Source organism: Aquimarina mycalae, assembly GCF_029906345.1.
Taxonomy (GTDB): Bacteria; Bacteroidota; Bacteroidia; order Flavobacteriales; family Flavobacteriaceae; genus Aquimarina.
On sequence record NZ_JARYGY010000001.1, the window covers coordinates 183,268 to 206,199 of the forward strand.

The window sequence follows — 22,932 nt, forward strand, 5'->3', positions numbered from 1 at the left end:
GGTAATTATTAAAACATTGTATTTCTTGTTCTTGAACATGGGCTCTTTTTATGGTATTTTCACTCTTCTCGCAGCTTTAAAACCACCACCTCCATATTTTACTATTCTATAGAACCATTTATTTGTTCCTTTTATTCGATATACTGTTCTTCTAATTGTATATCGCTGACCAGGAAAAGTATGCCATTTACTATCACAGTTTGGTCCAGTACATCTCCATTGATATACTTGAGATGCAGTCATTTTTCCATATTTTTTGGATAGGCTTGCTATTCCAGGAGGATAACTATGAGTATCCATTGCTGCGCCACTAGTTCCAGGCACAGTAAGTATTGTAGGATTTGGTGGAGTCCAGGTAAAAGGAGGATTCGGTATTGTTCCATATTTAACTACTTCTCTTATCGTACAATTAGAAAGATCTGCCAAAGCACCTGTACTACTTTTCCAATTGATATCTATCCTAATTGCATTTGCCCCATGATTTCTGGCATTTCTGTGTTTCCATTTAATCGGACGCACGCAACTCGATTTTGTTTTACGCTGTATTGTTGAACTTCTTTTTCTATCAATCCTTTTTTGTTGAACCATTCCTTTCTGCTGAATGGTATGTGTCAATTCATGCGCTAATAAATGCTTTCCTTCTTTAGAACTAGGGTTATATTTCCCTTCATTAAAATACACGTTATTACCATGAGTAAATGCTTGCGCACCTAATTCTTGACTCATCTGTACTGCATTACTATCAGTATGAATATTTACTTGACTAAAATCTGCTCCAAAACCAGATTCCATTTCATTTTTTGTATTGCCAGACAGTTTTCTTCCGCCAGTGCTATTATTAAGCTTGGATTCTATTGATCCTGAGTTGTTAGGGTTTTTCGACTTGGTTTGAATACCTTCTTCTTCCATTTTCTGAACTTCTCCTTCATTATCACATTCCGCGCACTTTGCCTGAACAGGTTCTTCCTCTTCCATAGCTTGAACTGGTTCTTCCTCTTCCATAGCTTGAACTGGCTCTTCTTCTTCCATAGCCTGAACTGGTTCCTCCTCTTCCATAGCCTGAACTGGTTCTTCCTCTTCCATTGCCTGAACAGGTTCTTCTTCTTCCATAGCTTGAACTGGTTCTTCCTCTTCCATAGCTTGAACTGGTTCTTCTTCTTCCATTGCTTGAACAGGTTCTTCCTCTTCCATAGCCTGAACTGGTTCCTCCTCTTCCTTAGCTTGAACTGGTTCTTCTTCTTCCATCTTCTGAACTCCAGGTTCCTTTCTATCCTTGAACATACTGGTTTGTACTAGTGGAGTAATAGAAGATGCCAATGGTTTTTGTTGCACTTCTTCTTCTGGAGCTCCTTTTTTTTGGATAGCACTCTCTGAGCTTGTTGAAGTTTTATTGACAACTTTATCTGCCATTTTATCTGCTTCAACTTCATATTTATCTCCTGGCTTACCTACTTTTAGTTTTGGTTGAATAAAGCTTCCAGTATTTCCAGGTCCAATATGTGATTTTTTCTTTCTGTTTAGCCTCATGATACTTCTTCTTTTATTTCTTTTCTTTTCGATTTAGTAATATCACTAATAAGACTCACTAGTTGATGCCAACCATCTGTTCCTCCTGCAATTATAGATGCTGTAAGTATGCAATCCAGACTCCTGAATGCTACATTTTGAAATAATACGGTCTCTGAAGGAGGATTCATAAATGTTTCCAAAATTCGAAAGCCCACAATAGCAATCAACAACCCTATCGTAAAAGAAGTTAAAGTCGTATTCTTGAAATTTTTCTTTGGAGCGTCTCCATTTGCATCCACACTTGGCACAACCTGATTGATTCTTTTAATTACGAAAAGCTCATTAAATCGTTCAACCAAGGCAAGTAAAATTGGAAACGAAATTAATAATGTACTTAGATCTATCTCCTTTATTGGTTTCAATTCCAAAATAGTCATATCAAATTGATAGAACAGAACTATGGTCAGTACAAATAATGCTATTATATAAAGTGTTATTTTCATAAGTGTGATTTTACCATTCAACAAAAATTAGTTTATCTATCCATGGAAGCCTGATTATCGTAAGATTCCAAGGCAATTTTTCCAACAATATGTCCTGTGTTTTTCGTTCTACAACGATTCTATATCTTGATTCTTCATTTAGTATCAACTTGCCATCTCTCTTAATGAAATTTTCTCTTAGACCATCCGCTGAAGTATTTTTAAGAGCTTGCCAGTTTTTTAATACAGCTTCGAGTACATGTTCTGCCTCAAGTTTAAGTTTTTGGGGTAATCTTATATTTTTACGAATGGATTTATCAATCGGATAACCGCACAAGAATTTTTCAAAAACTAGTTTGTTTTCTACTTGTTTTTCTTTTTTTGTAGCCAAATAATGTAATAAATGAACAGCTAATTCTGCTTTATCCTGCTTTATTTTACCTTTCTCATCAAGTAATTTTAATGTTTCGAAAAATCTATTGAGGTATGGATGTAATAATAGTAAACCTGCATTCTGGATATACAATGATGTATTTGTATCAACTTCTTCTGCATTAGCTCCTTCAACAGTTTCTTCAATGAATTGTTTACCAATTTGTTCTCTAGCTAAGATTTTGTTTTCTTGTTCATTTGTTTTTGGTTTCTGAATATAATCCCTAGTTAATTGTTCGTTAGTTGGTTTTATCAAATCATTTTTATCCTGTTTTGTAGACCCAACTATTCTATCTCCATTTCTAGATTGAAAAATTTCTAGTTTCTCAGAAATCAATTCTGAAGTAAAAGACAAAATTTCTTTCTCAATATTTTTAGTCTTACCACTATGGTTTTTATGAATTATTTGAACACTTGTTTTTACTATTTTTCTTAAAACTTTGGTTTCAATATGTTCTTTTAACTCTTCAGGTAGTTTATGAATCACCTTTTCTGCTAGTGTCTTAGTTTTTAAAATCTTATTTGACTTTAATTCTTCAGAAAGTATTCTTTTGAGGTTATCAATTAAAGTATTTTGCCATGCTATTGGTTTCTGCTTTTTTTCTGATTTAACTATTTCTTGTATTTCTTTATCTAAAACTTCGGTGAAATTTTTAGGTTTCCACGTCTCTTTTTTAAGATTTGACACTAATACTGTGAGGCTGTCTTTTAATAATTTTAGATTTTTATCAGCAACAAATCTTGTTATAATTTCCCAATATTGCTCTCGTCTCACATCTTTTTTAAGCACTTTCGGAAAACTCTTAATAGGCTTATCTTGAGTAAGCATTTTCGATAAGGCCTTATCTGAAAACTGATATATTAATCTTTTGCGAATAGCTTTATTTTGAACACGCTCTCTAAATTTTGATAAGAAATTCTTACTCGAAAGAACGGTTTCTATAAAAAGGTTATCCTCTAGGTTTTTGCCTAAATCCCACCAAGGATTTTGTCCTGTTTCCAGAAAATAAAAAAATGTTTGGATGTCACTCTTTTCTTTATTAATTATTGAAACTGATGGATCTTCTATTGTATCTCTATAAGATGATTCCTTATTTAGTATTAATTGTTTCTGAAGCGATTTCACGATATCAAGTTGTAATTGTACTTGATCTTTTATGTTAGCAGCGTTAAGTTCTAATTCTAATTTATCACATCGTATTATCTGATCTTTTTCTGTGATTATGTTATCAAAATAAGCCTGTAGTGTCGGGAAAAGATTTTGTTTTAAAAACACATCCAGGTTATCCTTGAGATCATACGCCGTTTTTGTATCTGACGTATGTACCTCAAAGAAAACCTTATTTATGATATGTTTTTGCTCAATCATGATTTAAGAATTAAGAAATTCTAATTGTGTCTTAATATTCCTTTGCAGTAACTCAATTCCTTCTACTTTATCAAAAGTGATTTGTAGGAACTCTTTCAGTCTTCCTTCTTTATCAATTTCTATTCGATTTTCTCCAAATTGTTCTAGAGATTGATTGATTTCTGTAAGCACCTCTTCTATTACTACACCAAACTTCTCTATTAGTTCATTAGACTGACAACATAGGATGCTATAGAACAATTGAATTTGTAATCTGAAAATATTTGTAACAGAGAAAAACTCGAAGCTGTCTTGATCATCTAAGGTTAAAATGTTTTTGAAGGTTGTTCTTATCAATTCTACAAACCTTTCATTCAGCTCTTCATTAAAATCACCATTAGTGAACTCTTCGAATTGTTCTAAAACAACCTTATACAATGCTTGTGTAGGCTCTAATACTTCTTGTCTTAAATTATCTGAGATATCACTAAACTGAGGTAATTCTTCCATACCTTTTTCGACAGTATTTTTAGCATTCTCTATACATTCCCTATCAACAACTTCTACTTCAAATTGTATATCATGAGAAACCGAATGACTACATTTACCATTCGTAACAGTTAAGGTTACAGTAACTAGATTCTCTTCATTTACTGGTAATTTATACTCGTGTCGTGGATTCTCATCGGTTCTATTGTCTGGTAATGTGTTATCTCCAAAATCCCAGAAATACTTGACTCCTGCTGGTAGATCAACTCCTTGAACCGTAAAGTTTACGGATGCTACAGTGTCATCATTAAAATACTTTGGTTCTGTATTTACAAAATCAAAATCTGGTTTTCTATACACAACAATTTTGGCTTCTGTGATTTGGTCATTTGCTGTGAAACTTATCTCTTTACTTTCTAATTCTTCACTTATCTGTGTCGCATCAAATAAGAATTTACCATCGACTTGCACAACTCCTCCATTAAGTCCTTCTTCTACATCCGCAGCAACGATAGCATCTCCTGGAACCACTTCGAAAGCAATTGGTGTGGTGGTATCATCAAGACAAACAAAATCTACTGGTAATCGTAAAGAAACAGGTTGTTTAGGTATGATAAACGAAACTGGCGCGCAATCAGAACAACAATTATAAGGCAAGGCAAAATCTGCCACCACTGTATTTTCAGTTACATTATCTAACGGACGTAGCACTGCATTGCTGAATAGGTCAAAATTTAAATTACTTACATTAAACAACGATGGATTAATTGCAGTAATCCCTGGATTTACAACTCTAGTAGGGTCAAAAGCTACTGGACTGATCGAAGGATTCACAATCTCTAAAGGGTTAATTCTAGATGTATTACTAATCGTTAATGGAGTAGATAAAATAGGATTTCGGGATAAAGAAGGTACTCTGCTTGTAGACTTACTTTTTCCTTTATACACCATTACAAAAGTTCCTCCTGGTTTTACTCCTGCTTTATGTTCTAAACCACTATGTTTTTCAACAAATTTTGACAATAACTTTTGTGCAAGTACTTCTTCTTTTCGTTTTTGAATTTCGTCAAGTAATACTTCAATTTTTTCAGCTGCACAGCAATTGATTGATAATTGATTTAGTAATAAAGCGTACTGCTGCTCAAAACCTGCTCGGTTATAATTTGATGTTTCTGAATATAGTAAACCTGTTGTTCTTTTTTTATAGGCTTCTACTCTCTCGCATAAGTTATCTACGGTTACCTTATAATCCCGTATTCTATCGATTTCCATTTCCTCCACACTATTAGGGATAAATTTTGTTGCCACTTTAGTAAAAGCCAGAATTTCTGCTGGTTGATTAATCGCAACTTCTTTTATTTCATCTTCCCAAGTAGAGATCTCCGGATCCTCATCTATATCTTTTTTTATAACAGCAATAATATCTTCTGCTGAGCCTTCTGGTTTTTCTCTAAAAGCCTTGTCAATAACTTTACCTAATACATCCTCATCTTTGATTATATTATCGGCTACTACAGTATCCACATTATATACTGTCTGGAAACCACCTATATCTCTAAATGATGCGTCTAATGCCACAGTATCTATAGAGGCTTCTAAACTAGATATAGAAGTTATTGGTGATAATAATGCTCTTTCTGAAACAAAAGGCACTTCTGAAACGGCCTCAGATACAATAGGTGTTTCAAAACTATCAACTTTATAAAACTTATGTCTTCCTTTATCTCTTACACTAAATCCAGAGAAAAACTTAGCCACGTTTGCATTTAAACAATTTTGTTCTGCTCTCCATGCTTTTAATACCGCATTAAGATCGTCGAATTGACATTTATATTCGGATAAGTCAAGGCTTTCTAATGTTTCATCAATGCTAAGTACTTTAATATCAAAAGCTAATCCTTTTTCGTTTTTGATAGTATCTAAGTCCTTTATTGCTGTTCGATAATCTTTACCTAAATGTCCTTCTATTCTATAGAAATCGTTTCCGTCAATATTGTAATCCAAAGGGTTTTGAATTGGATCACTGCCTGAAAGGTTTGTACTACGATATCCTAAATTCTGATCTTCTTCGTATTTTTTAGTTTTCTGATAATTCCAATTCTCTATAAGGTTTTTAGAGGTGCTATAATAGTAAGGTATTGATCGTTTACTTAAGGATGTATTATAATCCATAGATGGAGTAACTTTGATATCCGTAAAAGCAGATTGTGTAATATTATATTCAGACAACATATAATGAATACGCTCTATCAAATTTCTGATTTCTTCCCATTTTTCTTTACCATTAGTAATTATGGGCGAAGGGTAAAAACAATGTCTACAGTCCAGATATTCTCCTGCAGGCGTAAGTTCTCCTAATAATAAATGTTTCGGAAATGAACTTTTATCTGGACAACAGATTACTTTTAAATCAAACAAAAGGCATTTGATTTCATTATACGTATTTACTAAATCCTTTAATACATCATATCTATATTGAATATCTAATGGAATATTTCTAATGCTTATTTTGAATATAGAATCTATTCTATTATTGATAACAGATGATGTTTTTACAACTAATGAATCGGTATCCAATAAGGTTTTAAAGTCTGTAAACAACCTAGTGATTCCTGCTTTTAAATCTGTGGTAACTGTCGTATTTTTTATAACATCCAGATAGCTGTTTTTAAGTTTAAAATAATCCGCCGTGTTCGAATTCTGTGAAATAATTGTATTTCTCGATATACCTAGTTCATATTCGTTTTTAAGAATAACACGCTTTACAGAAATTTCAGGAAGATTAATATATTTTTTGGTATTGTTATGCTTATCAAATATGGGATCATTTGCTTTATTGCTAATGATCTTTACATCAGTTTTGGATAATAATAAAACTCTTATTTTGGCAACTTGCTCCTCACCTTGAGTATCGCAATCAGCAGAAGTACATGGCGTTTCTTCTTTTGAATAATTTTCCAGATAAAGAACAACCACTCTATCTGCAATATCGGTTACCGTATTTAACAAAAAAGCCTCTGTCGATTCAGATTCTTCTGTTGTTATTAACTCCTGAATATCAGTAACCCCAGTAAACTTGCTATAACTGGCATCTACATCTTTAAAAGATTTAACATGCGTATACGTTTTTGTTAGGTACTTAATTAAATCCCCATCTGTTGTTACTGCACATCCATCAGATACGATAATTGATGTATTCTCCTCATAAGTTATATTAAGACCACATACGATTCCTACTCCGCTTAAACAAATACGCGTTAATCTGTTCTGATCTTCGAAATAATCAATAACTGTATTAAGCTGTTCTGCCGTCAATACCTGATCATCGACAAAAGATCGATATTGCGTTGTGATTTCTTCTAATTTTATTGTTGCCATGACTTTTCTTCTTTTTTAAAGGTTGCCAATATTTGTTCTTCCTAATATTATTTTGTTTCCTGTTTCTTCGGTATTATCATTATCACAATCATGTAGTTTTCCTGTATGATAAATAGTATGCGCATTATTCATACATCTAATCAATTCATTTACTACTGTTCTGTAATTTTCTATATCTTCTTTACTACTTATACTAGTATCGCAATGCAATTGTTCTAAAAAGGTTTTGTATTTCTCTTGTATATTAAGCATATCATTCTCTTCATCGGGAACTAGTCCTTTTGGATATCCTACCCAACATATTTTTGCCAACACATGCGCTGGAAGTTCCTCGCGAATAAGCTGCTCTGCAAATCTTCTAAAATCTTTATTCCCAAATCTTTGAGTCCATCCAGGTAGTATTATCGAAACTCTAAAAGAGTATGGATCTACGGGATCGCAAGATGTACATTCAGCATCTAAACAGGTGGGCATAAAATCTTGCGGGGCTGCATCAGGTAATAACTGATCAGGGATCTCTGCATCGAATTGATTAAGGTTATTAGTATCAGGACGTAGTAGAATATGTTCTATGATATACATTCCTTCATCAGCACTAATATCTTTTATAAGTTGTATTAAAGTATTTCTTGCTTCAATAGCTTCTTCTTCTGTATCTGTAAAAGCAATTCTTCTGGCAATTATCCAATCTTCATTTTCGGGATCTACAATATTTGGATTAATCAAATTAAAGTACGTTTGTGTACCATCTTCTGTTAATTTGAAATCGTAATTGTCAGCATTTTTAGCTAGATAATAAGCCAAAAAAAGCTCTTCAAATGCATCCGCCAGATTATGATAATGTTTACTCGATGATAGTAATACCTGATTGTCATTTTTTATTCTCCATCGATACTCAATCACATCATCGTCATCTGATTCTTCATACACTTCTAAAAACTCGGTAGCTAGATCCCTTCTTTTATAATCCAGTACTCCTAAAAGCTTTGATATTCTTTTTTGTACTCCTGAAACGTTAGAAGTATCCCAGATACCATTATCATCGGTAGTAGTTTGTGGATGGCAATAATTAAATCCTAATCCACGTGCACAACTTATTTCCTTGTAGTCTTTTAAAAAGCTAAGTTTTGCTCTTAAAATTTCATCATTTGCATTGTCGTTGTCACCGTACAGCAACTTCATAATAAAGACGTAATCACCAAAACGTTCAGAAAATCTACTAATTAGATGATCCAGAAGCTTATTTCGTCTTTCATAAAAAATTTCATTACTTGTTTTTTCTTCTTTTACTTCGTGTATGATATTGATAATATCTTGATCATAATTATCATAGTCAGAAATTATGGTTTCAATATCTGTGATATCTTCTACCTGTTGTGTGTAATAGGTTTGTTTCGCTTTTAGTTCTTCTATTTCAGAAAGTATATCATTATCGATATATAGTTTTTTAAGATTTTCATCTACCGACAATAAATCTTTTACCTGAGATAAGTGTTTGAAATAATTAGCTAGTATTTGATCAAAGAATAATAGATATGCTTTTAATTGTTTTGCCTTTGCTTTTCTCTGTTTTTTGGCATTACCAGGAAGACCAAAAGGAGAAATTCCATAGGTATCTGGAAAGTCGTTCTGAATTGTAGTATAACTTTCTGGTGTTTGATACGTTCCTAAAGGTATTTCTACATCCTCTATACTTATTTTTTGTTGTTTCGCTTTTTCTTCAGCTTTTAATTTTGCAACATTTGCTGCTACTTTAGATTCATTAATTCCAATAGGTAATAACCCTTTGGTAAAATTGAATGTGCTTTTATCACAACGCACTGGTTTATGCCAATCTTTGACACAAATATTCCATGACCCTTCTAATCCTAGAGTGCCGTCACAATTACCAATAGAAATATCTTTGATTACGTGTACTCCTTCAATCTTCATAATCAATTGAATAATATCAGAAAGACGCACTTCTTTTCTTAAATCGGCATTAATAAGTTCTTCTTTATCGATGAACCCTCCTTTTACGTTATCAAAATCTACACAGGCTTCACTAAAAGGAATTGGACCTTCAAAAATTTGATCTGTAGTATATCCTTTATCAAACATCTCTTGAAGCGTATAAAAGCTAACAGAAGGTGAAAAGTAATGATCAATGGCTTGATAAATGAGCGCCAAAATGTATTCTTCATCTGCTCCTGGCACAAGATCTATATATGCGCAAATAGCAATTGGGTGTTCTTGCACAACTGTAACATCCACAAGGTCTTCACACAGATTTCTGTTTTGATGATACAAATCTCGAACTGTATTAATAACCTCATTGGTATCAACTACTTCTTCTTCTATATCTAAAATAATATCATTAAGTCCTTTTAATCTAAAAGGAGCAGGAATGGTTTGATTTTCATCAAAAGCAGTATATGAGAGTGCTGCAGGATGTGTTTTACAATTAATATGTATGTACTGATCATGTGCTTTTATCCATGCATTTTTTACTCCTTGTACGTGCACAAATAGATTTCGATAATCGAGCGCCGTTATGGGTTTAGTAGGAAGAATATTTATTGCAGATAAAAACTGCTCGTGCATTTTAGCCTTATTATTCTCTTTTGATGCCAATAGGTTCTGAATTGGCATTTCTATACGTTGCGAAAGGTCTGTAATAGCATATGATATCATTTCTAATATAGTTACGCCTGGATCATGAACATTATAGTCTGTCCAAAGTTTACTTCCAATCTTTTCTATATAGTCAACACCAACCTCTCTCAGATACTCATAATCAAGATCGTCTCCTCTATTTACATTTTTTGGTATAGATATCGTTTCTTTCATCTGTTGTTTATTATTGTTTTAGAGGTTAGATGGAATCTTTGACAATTAAAACAATCGTTATTCTCTATTCTTAAAGATTTTTTTAATTGTATTGGTTTCATCTGTTTCTTTTTATTCGCCTGATGTTAATACTGTACATCCTTCGTCTGCTGTAACCACATCTATAATATGATTAGTAAACTTCACCGAAGTAAGAATCACTTTTGCACTTGATGGTATTACTTTTTTGACAGAAGAGAATATCTTTATACCTGTATTGGTAACTCCTGTTTCTTGTTGCAACTGAAAATCAGCTATGTAATCCACATACTCCAGTTTTTCTATATAGTTAATCACCATACTTTCATGTAAGGTTATCCCAAAATCAATAATAGAAGTCTCTTCAAAAGCCCAAGGAGCTAGTAATTTTGCTATATCCTTCTGCAATTGTGTTGAGTAAAAATTCTCATCTTTTCCTTCATAAAATTTTGCTTTCAGGATTACTTTTACCTCTTTATAGATAGGATTGATTACCTGAGCAGAAACATGAAGGGTGTTTAACTGATTAATAAAGTCCTGAATTTCATTTCTCTTTGCTTTACTTATTCTAGGCTTATAAGGATCATAAACATTTTGGTTTATGATATTAGGAATTACTACTAACGTAACATCTCCTGGTGATAGAAAAGAAGTTAATGAAGTATGATTTAAACAATTTACTTTGTAGATATCTGGAAACTCTTGTAAAACAAGATGTTCATAATCCCAAATTGTAATTGCTCGTTGTTTGTGTCTTAATCGTTCGCTTATTCTTCGATAAAACTCTTTATCAGTTTCTTCTGGTTTTCCGTCAAACGAACCATATTCTTGTGTTGCTCCTTTTACATTCGCTAATCGTTCTACCAATTTTGAAATAGTTCCAGCAGGAATACCATATTGAAGATGGCTTACATCATTCTCGTTATTTTCAAACCTAGCCAATACAGCTTGCGACTTTATGTCTATCAGTTGACTTACTGTATCAAAATCTCTTGGATTATCTATTTTAAGCCAGAAATATCCAGAAGGTAATTTTGTGTTTTCCTGAGTTGCTTGTTTTGGGATAGAAAATTTTACAATTCCTGATCGCAAAAAGTTATCTGTATTGTTTGCTAAAATATAATCTGCATTTAAGGATAACCACTCGTTATCACATAGTATTGACCATTCTAACTTTTCTCCTTCAATAAAATCATTGGTTGTTTCTGGGTTTTCGCTTCCTTCTAATGTTTGAATCAATAAAGAAACACTTTGAAGGTTTTCTGCATTTTCTAAGGCAATAAATAGAGATCCATTTTTATATGTGGGTAATAATTTGATTACTCTATTTGTAGTTGCTAATACCGAAGTGTTCTTTAATTCTTTATCTTCTTCAGACACGCCAAATGGATGTTCATGAAACAATTTTACATTGTTGTCTTCTGTACTTGCTTGCGCATCATACCCAACTTTTATCGTTTCTATTTGTGGTGTATAGGGTGCATTAGGGATTAATGTATTAGATACATTTTCTTTTGATAATGCTACAGAAAAAATTCTAGGAAACAAATCATGTAAAAATGATTGATTAAGAATGAGTTTTACAAATCCTTTTTTTACTGCTGCAGTAAATTTTTCTTTAGGAGGTTGTTTTGTTTGAGACACAAAACTATCTCTACCAAACTGACTAAATGGACTAAACGGTTTAAATTGACCAAATGGTTTGACAGAAAAGTCAAAAAAGTCTTTATTTCCAGGTTTTGTGGTTGCAGTTTTTGTGATTTCAATACTACTTGTATCACGGTTAGCAGCGCTGAACAAAAGGTGATTAAGATCTTTAGAATCCCAAACTCCATTATCTAGTACTTGTACTTCGGCAGTAAAGTGATTTTCGTTATCCACAATTGGAACTAGATTTTTAGGATTACCTATAGCTCCATTTTCGTTTAGAGTTAAAGTATACCGATCTTTACTTATAGATTTTACAAACTCTGTGCGATAAGCTGTATAATTATCCTCTAAGTTTGGTTTGTCTTTCCAATCAAAATCTATATTTATTTTAGTCCAATTCTTATCTAATGCTTCTGGTAACCCTATAAAAAAATTAGATCCTTTTTTAGGCTGTGGACCAAATGGATAAAATGGTTTAGAAGCATCTAAAACTCCCAAATCGTTCTCTACTGTGATATCTTGAATAGCATCAATAGAAACGTTTATCGTTATATTATCTACTACTGTATTAGAAAACAATTGCTGAAACCTATGTCCTTTATCATCGGTTGTACTGTTTTTAATGACAAATCTTACAACTGGATCCGCTGTATCATAAGGTTCTAGTAGTACTTCTTTATTATATCCAATTACTGGATCCAAACCTTCATTAAGTTCTACTACCAATTTTAGCTCTCCAGAAACTATAGCAGAATCACTAGGTAAAATTGTCCCTTCAATCCATTCTTTTTCTCCACTAAAAAAAACAGCTACAGCATCTGGAAAGTCATTAACATTAATTGTAGAAGTTTTAAAAGGACTAAGCTCACAGGTAAATGTAATCGTTCTTTTTCCTTCTTTTAGTAATAAAACTGGTGAGGATAATCCAAATCCTGTTTTCGCAAAAGGAAGATCGGGATATGCCTCTGAATCTTGCGTTGCTCCTGGAGTATCTGTTGGATACCCAAATGGCCACCATCTAATTTCATCTTCTGGAAAATCTTCTCCAATTCCATCATAGGAATTTGCAACAAAAGCACTTTTAATTCCAACTCCTTCTTCATGAAACACATTACGTAAAGAAGCAACCGAAGTTTTATTTACAATAATCTCTTCCTGTGTTTTATAAATACGTTTTGTTCCGTTTTTATCTTTTCCTCCATCTAAGGAAGTTTTCTCTTCTATTCTTACTTCTGTTGAGTTTTTTGCGAGCTCAAAAAGTATATGCACTTTATCCTCTACTGGAGCCTTATTATCAAGTTTTAAAACTTCTTTATAATAAAAATCTAGATGCTTTTTTGATAAACTATTTAATCGTTCTTGAGAAAAAGAAGTTAACTTCAGAAAAGCTGCAAAAAGGGTAAGATGTGGTTCTATATTTTTTTCTAATGTACTTGTATCAGAAGGTTTCTCAAGGTTTTTGAGTTTTTCTACGAAATCTGCGATCTCATTTTCTTTAATAAAGAAATTGCTCCAATCTCCAGAAATCGTATTTGTTTCTGTATTAAAATAATTTACTTTTTCAGAAAACCTGAGTGCAAATCGCATCCAATCTTCTGTATTCAGATCGTGCAATTGTATACTTTGGGGATCCAGTGCATCAATACAACGTTGATTTTGAGAAGTACCATTTCTCATCAACAATAGATCGTTATGTTCGCAACTGCTACTCATTGTATTTTATTTTTCTGTTATATGTTAGTTCCTTCTTCTTTATAGAATGGAAACACCAGATTATTTCTAGCATTGGTCACTCTAATTCGATAATCAATCAGAATTAATAATTCTCCATCTAATTCGTTGGTTTGATCAATCTGTATTTTCTCTACATCAATCCTTGGTTCATAATATAGAATGGCATTCTTGATCAATTCCTTTACAAATGTTTTTAAGGTCAGGTTTAAAGGCTTGAACAACAGTTCGTCGAGATTACATCCATAATTTGGAACCATCACCCGTTCTCCTAAACGAGTAGAAAGCAAAATTTCCAAACTACTTTTTATATCTACCTCATCAGATAGCATTTCTACTTTTCCAGATTCTTTTCCTTCTTTATTAAACTCTGGCGGAAACGCCCAACCTGTTCCTAAAAATGATGTATTTCCTTCCATAATTAACCTCCTATTAATACTGTAGGTAACCCTAAAATTATTGTTCCTCCATGCGCTGTACTATCTCCCATTCTTGCTGCTGGCATTCCACCAATCATTACGGTTCCGGAGCCCACAATTATAGTATCTGGCGGTCCAACACAAGTTGCCATATCTCCTACTCTTGCAGCTGGTAATCCGCCAATTAATACGGTAGGCTCTCCAGCTGGAAGTATTGGACCTCCAACATGAGGTACTACTCCTGTTACCATTGGACATACATGCATATCTGTTATTCTTGCTGCTGGTGGCATTTTGTTTTGCTTTTTGGTGTTCCTAATGATTTTTTCGTTTGTTAAACTCTAAATTCATTAGGTCGGGCTATACACTATATCTTTTATCATCATACTTCGACAAGGTCGGTATGATTATAAAAGGATGTCGTTTCTATCCCTAACACATTATTTGATTATTATATGTTCATTTAAACTTTTTAATTAATCTGTACTAAAGAACCTTTTAGAGTTGCCGTGGCACTAGAAGACATTTCGACTCCTGCAGATCCTTCTGCTTTAAACTGTGCATTGGCAGTAATATTCACATTGGTTCCTTCTATATTAACATCCCCAGATGCAGTCAGATTAATATCACTGGCACTTTCTATAGCTACTCCAGCACTATCGATTGTAATTACATTAGAATTATCATCTTCTACGACTATAGAGCCAGCATCTTCATCCAACACTATTTTCTTTCCTGCAGGTGTTTCTATGCTAATTGATTTTTTATCATCATCAAACAGTACTTTCATTTCACTTCTGGTCACAAAACCTTTTTCATGATTATCATCACTGGCAGTGAGTGGAGCTGGTTTAGCACTACTGTGTAACATCCCTAACACTATTGGGTCATTAGGATCATCGTTAATAAAACCTACAATCACCTCATCAGATATTTCGGGAAGGAAGAAAGCTCCTCTATTTTCTCCTGCATCTAATGATGCAATACGACACCAAATACCTTGTTCTTCATTATTAACTATTGGCAATTGAACCAATATTCTATTTTCGCCATCTGGATCTTCTTCTAACTGACTTACTACACCAACCTGAAGTCCACATACACCTGATAATAAACCTGATGCTGGCATCGGATTGATATCATAGGTTTCAGAGAACCACTTCGGGTTAATTCCGAACTGCGCATCTACAGTCCAATTTCCTTCTGAAATATGATGGCTTATTGCAGTGATATATACTTTTCCATTAAAGCGATCTCCAACACCTTGAAGTTTTATAATTGTTCCAGGTTTTACAGCTGGTATTCCTTGAAACTTTACTCTACCTCTGATTTTAGATAATTGTTGAAACATTAACTTAGCATCACTCCAATCCTGCATTTCTGAAGTAGAGAGCGCTCCTCCATGTCTTAATTCTAAGTTTTCTAAAGCAATCACAGAAGAAAGATCAGATGATTCTAAATTTCCATTTAGTGAAACAGCAGGATCTGCTGCTTCGATCTCTACAATCTCTTGATCTGCATAATTCCAACTATATGATGTTACTTTATCAATCTGGTGCCTAGCATCAATTTCTGCGTCTAAATCCAGAAGAGTGGCTCCAAAGGTTACAGTTTCTATTTCTGTTGTACTAAAGTCAGGTTTCTTAATACTCAATTTTCCATCATCCACAAAGCATAATTTACCATTAGCCTGTGCTCTGCTCACAATAAAATCCCAATCAGAAATATTATATTGCACCAATTCTTTATGCTCATAGTTGGTTGCTTCTACTTCATTATCAATTCCATAATCTCCAATAATCTCTTCTATAATTCCACTATCCTTATTTTCGTAGAAATATTTACTTTTTCTACCTATGGTAAGCTTTACGGTTTCATCCTTGCATTCTAAAATCAGGTAAGAGCCATTGGTTCTTATTTTGATATTGTGTTTGATCACTATACCTTTAAATACAGTTTCCTCATCAGAGTGATATCCTGCTGTTATTTGGATCTCTGCTCCAGGAATTAATAATTCCTGGTTACTTAATTCGAAATCCTGTTTTGCAGGTTCTCCATCCATTAAAATAATCTTTGCCGTAGGAATTCTATTTACCTCTTTTTCTATAGCAATCGTCTTAACTTGATACTTCTTAGACAATTCCTGTCCACCCACGAGAAGTTTATGAGTAATTAAATCTGCACTTTTCGAGGTTTGTATTACACTTCCTTCTGCCATGATTAAGATATTTTTTCGATAGGAGGAAAAAAGATTTCTTTTCCTACTTCGAGTTTTCTAAACGAAGTGAGCTCATTTACTTTAGCTACCTCCAGATAATACTTAGAATCTCCATAAATACGATGAGACATTAGCGGTAATGTATCTCCTTCTTTCACAAGGCGAATATGTGTTAAATCTGGAGATTGATTATTTTCTTTTGCTACACGTAGATCATCTTCTACAAACCCCTGAAACTTTGCTTTTGCTACAGCTCTTATTGGAGTACCATCCGATTTAAAAAGTTTAAATTCTACACTCATCTCTGTAAGGCTTCCTTTAAATAATAAGGTTCCCCAATAGATCATTACATAATTAGGCTTATGCTCATCACCATTATAATCCAGAATGACTTTTTTAAACTTTTCTATATCGTCTATAATACCTTCTCCTTTATCTTTAAAAACTGTATCATCTGAGCTTTCATCTGGATTACTGCCGTAATGAATAATAACTCCTGTTCTATCAAAAAGAAACTCTAGCTCCAGATCTTCTGGAAGTTTTTTATTGAATCTAGGTGATAAATCACTCGTACCAGAAGCTTGATCTTCATTTTGTTCGATCTTATACTTAAAGGTGTACTTTTCTGGGTTTACCAAAGTGGTAAATTCTCCATCAGCTACCTCATTACTAAATTGAGGATCACTATACGCTTTAATTTTAAGTTTTGTTAATTCTCCAGTGCTCATAACTATCTTTCAGTTTGCTTGGCAATAATTTCCATGACTTGTTCTACACACTCTGCAATAATCATATCTTTATTGCCAGAAGATTTTTTAGAATCATTGGCTCCAGATTTTTTGCTTTCATTATCCACATTAATTTTGATGTGTAGTTCTTTAATCTCTATTGCCCCCATATTATGTGATGGTATTATAATAGTTGTATACTAGTTCAATTGTTTCTATAACTACCTTACTTTCTTCTGCATTAAAATCTGCAATGGACCATTTAATTGGATATGCGTGTACGATATTCCAAGATAGTAGTGGTTCGTGTTTTTCATTGAGTAATTTGACAATCAGGTCAATTGGCTCAAAATCAAAGTTTTCTACTGCTTTTTTACACCAATCCACTACTTCGGAATCGACCAGTAAACCTCTCTTTAAAACAAGATTAGGATACTTAGTCCTTACAGGAATTTTATGCTTGAATCTATTTTCTCCACCTTCTGTAATCTCTTCGGTTTCGATATCAACTGTCAATCCAGAAACGGATTGAAATTGATGATCTTTATCACCAGTTGATAAACCAGTAAACTCGACACTAAAGTGAAAACCAACGGGTGGATAATAGGTAGCCATTATGAAGCAAGTTTAAGACTGTTAATTACGAATTCTGCTGACTCTATTGCTATCTCGTTTCCATCAGCTTTTAGATCTGTTGATTGAATCTTAAGCAACCACGCATCTGCAGCTTCCCAAGTAACAACTGGTTCATGTTTTTCATCAAGCAAGCTAATTGTAAGATCACTTCTAAACTGCTCTTCTCCTTCTTGAAAGAATACATTTTTCTTCCACATATCGTAAAACTGCCCTTTTGTTGACACAAAAGTTCCTCTCTTAATAGAGATGTTTGCGAACTTGGTCATTCCTGGTTGTTTTTTCTTAAAATAATCATTGTCTGCTCCACCTCTGTATTCGATTACCTCGGTTTCAAAGTCTAATCCTGAGACTTCGGTACAATTTAATTCGGTATCTCCTCCAATGGTAACTTTAAAATGGAACTTTGGTAATGGATATTCTGCCATGATTTCTATGTTTTAGTTTTTTATGATATTATTTAGTTATTAAGCTTCTTGCATTTTATGAGAGAATCTAAGTATGATAAACTCTGCTGGTCTTACCACTGCCATTCCGATTTCGATGATCATATTTCCGTCCAATATATCGTTGGCAGTCATGGTTTCACCTAAACCAACATTTACATAAAATGCTTTATCTGGCGTTGGTCCTGCAAGAGCTCCTGCTCTCCACTGTAGCGTTAAAAAATTATTGATCATTGCTTTTACCCGTACCCAAGTATTCATATCATTAGGTTCGAAAACAAATTGTTCTGTTGCTTTCTTAATGGACTCTTCGGCCATATTAAAGAATCTTCTAACAGGCACATATCTCCACTCTTTATCATTACCTGCTAATGTTCTTGCTCCCCAAACCAACGTTCCTTTTCCTGTAAAGGTTCTAATAGCATTAATTGATTTACCTGCTATGGTATCCACATTAAGTCGATCCTGAATATCATTAGTGATTTTCTGACTTGGTTTTACTGTATATTTCACCGATACATTTGCAGGTGCTTTCCATACGCCTCGATCGCTATCAACTCTTGCATATACTCCAGCCATAGCAGAAGATGGTGGTAATTCTAACGGTAAATTATTTATAGCTGTTTTTATATTGTTATATGTTGCACTATCAACATCCTTAATCGCACTTAATACAAAACCATCTAGATTTCCACTATCAGGATCTACAGATTGTGCATTAGTTATTGCTGTAACAACTGGAGGTGTGATTAAATCTTCTACCGCCTGTATTGTAGCATCTACCGTAGCAAGAGCTAATACAGCATTTGCGGATTCTGTTTTAACAGTAGTTCCGTTTGCTGCATCTGTAATTGTGGTAATATGCCCATTTAATGTATCAATCAGAGTAGCAATGGTTGATCCATCTTCAACAATTGCTTCTAAAGCATCTGCTGCTGCAGTAGCTGCTGCAGATACTACTGCATCTTCGTTAGAATTTGCTGCAGCTGTATTAGCATATCCAACAATACTATTAGTATCACTAACAATTGCTGCCAATGAATCTACAACAGGTTGTAATTCGTCTGTTACTGATGATTTATTTGTTAATGCATCACCTGCAGTCATTGCTTGTAACGCAGTGTCTGCTGTTGTAAGTGCAGTTACTAAACCAGCCATTGCGGCTTGTGCATCAGCAACATTTCCTAATAAGTCATTGGTATTTGATAAAAGCTGTGGTTGATCCGTGTTATGAACAATCTCGAGCGCATCTTCATCATAATGATAATCTAAAATGGTCTTTAGATATGGAAAATATACGGCTCCATATTTTTTTTCATCAATATCAGAACTAATAAGATTTCTAACTCCTTCTGGGTCATTCATCTCTACATCTTCATCATCTGTATATGTATCTATAATACTGAACCTATCCTGCATCTTCTTACACTGAGTTAATGCATTGTTGTACAGGTTATAGAAATCTGCTTCATTTGCTAATGAAGTTGCATCTGGAAACAATAATAATGTTGGTTCATCCTCTTTTTCCAACGTTGCTAGTCCATCTGTAAGATCATTAAATTGAACTGGAGTTGCAGAGTTATTAGCTATAGCATCTGCATACGTATTTACAGAAACCACATAACAAGGTCCTCCTCCATTTGCAAAATACATTTGCATAGAATAATACATCAAGAACTGTGATCTATTTGCTTTTTCAGGTGCTGTAACTTTTATGGATTTTTCTCCATCAGTTTCTGTGATGGTAATACCTAAATCTGTTTCTTTTTCAGGAAAACCGAAATGCACTTCGTACTCTAACATGGATGTAATCCTTTTCGGATCCATATTGAGCGTCTCAGTAAGATCTTCTTCTTTTTCCCTTGCTTTTTGCGTGTATCCAATAAATGCTGGAATCGCTGTTTCTACTTGGGCTACCGAAGGAGGAAATTTTACAATCTCCTCGATATAGACCCCTGGTGTTTTGTACGTAGTTGCCATAATTTTAATTGTTTTTTAAATAAAAATTTCAGAATATGTTGTTGTTATATTTGTGTTTTCGTCAGTAATTTGTTTGATAATATTCGCTGTGGGGTTAGGAAAAATATATTTATCTATATCTGATGGTAATGGTCCAGAAAAATCAGTGTCTGGATCTATTTCTATAAAGCCATTTCGTGTTAATGGTTTTACTGATAAAGTTTCCAGCTCATTTTCATCTGATTTTTTAATATATTTCCATATAGTTTTTCGATTTTCAAAATGAAGTTTATAGCCTGGAGTTGGATCCAATAAAAAACTTTTGACATCATTGACATCTGATGTATCGATTTCTATAACATCCATAGCATTATCTCCAATCATTTGAAGCTCTATTACTCCAAGTAATCCTTTACCTTGTTCTTTTTGGATGGTTTGGTCTATAATCTGTTGTCCTTGATCTGTATTTAAATCTTCTTCCTTTAATTCTGCAATTAAATCTAATCTTTGTCTTATTTCAGCTCTAATATTATCTTGTTCCATATCATACCATAATTGCCTTGTACTTTCTTCTGTTAACAAGAAATCTTCTGTAATAAGATCATTCGAAGTATTTAATGGTATATAAGAATAGGGATCCGATTCTGTTGCAGGTTTTATATTTGAGAAATAATACAGCCTATTATCATTAGTTGAAGCCAGTTCTGTATAATTATCAAATAAGTAATCTTTGACATATATCAGAAAGGTCAGTTTTTGATCGTTTTCTAAAAATCTGTGCAATCTAAACTTGTCATTTTCTTCAGTCACATTAGCTAACACTGTAAAGCTGCGCAAGTTTTTCCTTAAAACCAGTTTATGGTTTTTTAAGGCTACCTGAGTGGCATAGGAAGGAACTACATTTATATAATCCAAAAAATTGTATTTCTTATGCTGAATTTTTTTATCATCATCATCCATAGATATATATGTCACTGATCCATCATTAAGGAAATAAGAATGAAGCACATCTATCTCAAAAAGTGTTTTATATAGTGTTCTAAATGCCATCTATTTATGATTTAAACTTCCATTAATTTCTGTAATTAAACTTCCTTCTGATTGGGTGACATCTCTTTCGATTTCAAGAACGCTTACTTTATATATCACAGATGGATATTGCTTACCTCCAAGAGTTCCCCATATAAAATTCATTTCTTCAAAAGAAGGACTAAAGAGTTCTACTGTGAATCTGAAATCCTTTATTTTATCCATTCCATCCAGTCCTCTGTCAAAACTTGTATTACTTTGAGTAAAAATTCTTTTAGACTGAAAAAATTCAATGATTTTGGACAAACTTTTTAAAGATTCTGTATAATCACTTCTATTTGCAGAGAACATCGTATATAAGTTCAAATGAACTTTATTATTTTTATAAATAACTTTGGTCCCTTCGATATCATGGTTGAGGATATTCTTTAGTGTGACCTCTTCTTCTGTATGCAATAATGATAGGATCACATTATTGCTATTGTTACTATTTGAAGAGTCATTGCCGTCTGATTCTATAAAAGCGATATTATCTAAAGAAACTGGCTTTTCTTCAATTTCTATATCGAAGAAATTATTAATCTCTTCTGTAATAATCTGTAGTACTTCAAATATCATATTCTTTTAATTATAGAATTAACTGTGTTACAAAACCACGTCTTTTATATTAAAACTGTATATAAAAGCTGTTGTGATATCAAAAAAATCAAAGAAAAAGGGGCAATACTACTAATACTTGGGGTTGATTATTCTTAATCGATAAATGGGAAATTATATGTTTGATTAAGATGATATAAAATTATGTTTTAGCTATATAATTTGGTATAGCTAAAACACGGATTCGACATAGGAAAATAACTTTTATATAAAGGGTTAAATGTCCCTAAAGTGTTACTGTTTTATTGTACTCTTTTTAAGAACATCGTCTATGCTAAAATGATATTATTAGTGTTGACCTAAGGTTAACTCCCTGAAAACAGTGAAGTCATTTTCACTAAAAGAAGTGTAATAAGGAACTTTTTAAAATTAAATCTTTGTGGAGACAAATCTTAAGCACTATTATAATGAAAAAGATACTCTATACATCGTTGTTCGGTTTACATTTAATTTTCTGCATTCATTTGAATTCACAGGAAACCATACTTGTAAAAAATCAAAACCCTACTGTAGATACTATTATACAAGAAAACAACATTCATACATACTATTATGATAATGGTGCTATCAAAGAGATTAGAGAAACCTTTAATAATACCTTACATGGATCATGGAAGCTTTTTTATGCTAATGGAAAATTAAAAAAAGAAGGTGCTTTTAAAAATGATAAAGTTCATGGTAACTGGAGAATCTATGATACTGAAGGAAGGTTAGTATTCATCGAAAATTACAACAATGGTATAGAACAAGGAGTATGGAAAGCCTTTTATAGCAATCAGAAAATCAAAATTGAAGGAATGTTTATCGAAGGTAAAAGACAAGGTCAATGGAAGTTATATAAAGATACTGGTCAATTGGATAAAATCGTAACTTTTGAAGACGATAAGAAAACAAAAGAAACAATTATAAAAAATAACTTAATGGATGTAAACTTCTTTTCGGTGAATCGATCCATAGGTAATTATTAAATAATCCTT

Annotated in this window: 17 protein-coding genes; 1 reads left to right on the plus strand and 16 read right to left on the minus strand. The window is 33.1% G+C overall.

The window, feature by feature from the left end; translation table 11 throughout:
* Positions 1-48 precede the first annotated feature (48 nt).
* The 16 genes from QBK95_RS00745 to QBK95_RS00820 form a co-directional block, all read right to left on the minus strand.
* Positions 49-1,527, minus strand: coding sequence for an eCIS core domain-containing protein (locus QBK95_RS00745; RefSeq protein WP_280929508.1), 1,479 nt, complete (start codon positions 1,525-1,527; stop codon positions 49-51).
* Positions 1,524-2,012 (minus strand): hypothetical protein, encoded by a 489-nt coding sequence (locus QBK95_RS00750; protein WP_280929510.1) that lies wholly within the window; start codon positions 2,010-2,012, stop codon positions 1,524-1,526. The genes QBK95_RS00745 and QBK95_RS00750 overlap by 4 nt, the downstream gene beginning before the upstream one ends.
* A gap of 10 nt (positions 2,013-2,022) precedes the next feature.
* Complete coding sequence (locus QBK95_RS00755) at positions 2,023-3,792, minus strand: contractile injection system tape measure protein (protein ID WP_280929512.1); 1,770 nt, start codon at positions 3,790-3,792, stop codon at positions 2,023-2,025.
* Between the two features lie 3 nt (positions 3,793-3,795).
* Positions 3,796-7,638: a PKD domain-containing protein gene (locus tag QBK95_RS00760; RefSeq protein WP_280929514.1), complete on the minus strand. Its 3,843-nt coding sequence runs from the start codon at positions 7,636-7,638 to the stop codon at positions 3,796-3,798.
* Positions 7,639-7,653: 15 nt separating this feature from the next.
* Positions 7,654-10,467, minus strand: a complete 2,814-nt coding sequence (locus tag QBK95_RS00765; RefSeq protein ID WP_280929516.1) for a baseplate wedge protein — start codon at positions 10,465-10,467, stop codon at positions 7,654-7,656.
* Between the two features lie 111 nt (positions 10,468-10,578).
* Positions 10,579-13,848, minus strand: a complete 3,270-nt coding sequence (locus tag QBK95_RS00770; RefSeq protein ID WP_280929518.1) for a baseplate J/gp47 family protein — start codon at positions 13,846-13,848, stop codon at positions 10,579-10,581.
* Between the two features lie 17 nt (positions 13,849-13,865).
* Positions 13,866-14,285, minus strand: coding sequence for a GPW/gp25 family protein (locus QBK95_RS00775; RefSeq protein ID WP_280929519.1), 420 nt, complete (start codon positions 14,283-14,285; stop codon positions 13,866-13,868).
* 2 nt (positions 14,286-14,287) lie between these two features.
* On the minus strand, positions 14,288-14,578 hold the full coding sequence (locus QBK95_RS00780) for a PAAR domain-containing protein (RefSeq protein ID WP_280929521.1): 291 nt from the start codon (positions 14,576-14,578) through the stop codon (positions 14,288-14,290).
* A 179-nt stretch (positions 14,579-14,757) separates the two neighbouring features.
* Positions 14,758-16,503, minus strand: coding sequence for a type VI secretion system tip protein VgrG (gene vgrG / locus QBK95_RS00785; RefSeq protein ID WP_280929523.1), 1,746 nt, complete (start codon positions 16,501-16,503; stop codon positions 14,758-14,760).
* Positions 16,504-16,505: 2 nt separating this feature from the next.
* The gene (locus QBK95_RS00790) at positions 16,506-17,231 is read right to left on the minus strand and encodes a CIS tube protein (protein WP_280929524.1); all 726 of its coding nucleotides are present in this window, start codon (positions 17,229-17,231) and stop codon (positions 16,506-16,508) included.
* 2 nt (positions 17,232-17,233) lie between these two features.
* Complete coding sequence (locus QBK95_RS00795) at positions 17,234-17,401, minus strand: DUF5908 family protein (protein ID WP_280929526.1); 168 nt, start codon at positions 17,399-17,401, stop codon at positions 17,234-17,236.
* A 1-nt stretch (position 17,402) separates the two neighbouring features.
* Complete coding sequence (locus QBK95_RS00800) at positions 17,403-17,846, minus strand: phage tail protein (protein WP_280929528.1); 444 nt, start codon at positions 17,844-17,846, stop codon at positions 17,403-17,405.
* On the minus strand, positions 17,846-18,292 hold the full coding sequence (locus QBK95_RS00805) for a phage tail protein (protein ID WP_280929531.1): 447 nt from the start codon (positions 18,290-18,292) through the stop codon (positions 17,846-17,848). The genes QBK95_RS00800 and QBK95_RS00805 overlap by 1 nt, the downstream gene beginning before the upstream one ends.
* Positions 18,293-18,331: 39 nt before the next feature.
* Entirely contained in the window at positions 18,332-20,290 is a 1,959-nt protein-coding gene (locus QBK95_RS00810) for a phage tail sheath family protein (RefSeq protein WP_280929533.1), read from the minus strand.
* A 15-nt stretch (positions 20,291-20,305) separates the two neighbouring features.
* Entirely contained in the window at positions 20,306-21,319 is a 1,014-nt protein-coding gene (locus tag QBK95_RS00815) for a hypothetical protein (RefSeq protein WP_280929535.1), read from the minus strand.
* Entirely contained in the window at positions 21,320-21,916 is a 597-nt protein-coding gene (locus tag QBK95_RS00820; RefSeq protein WP_280929537.1) for a Pvc16 family protein, read from the minus strand.
* Positions 21,917-22,362: 446 nt separating this feature from the next.
* On the opposite strand from QBK95_RS00820, the gene QBK95_RS00825 reads away from it, so the two are divergent.
* Entirely contained in the window at positions 22,363-22,923 is a 561-nt protein-coding gene (locus QBK95_RS00825; protein WP_280929539.1) for a toxin-antitoxin system YwqK family antitoxin, read from the plus strand.
* Positions 22,924-22,932: the final 9 nt, after the last annotated feature.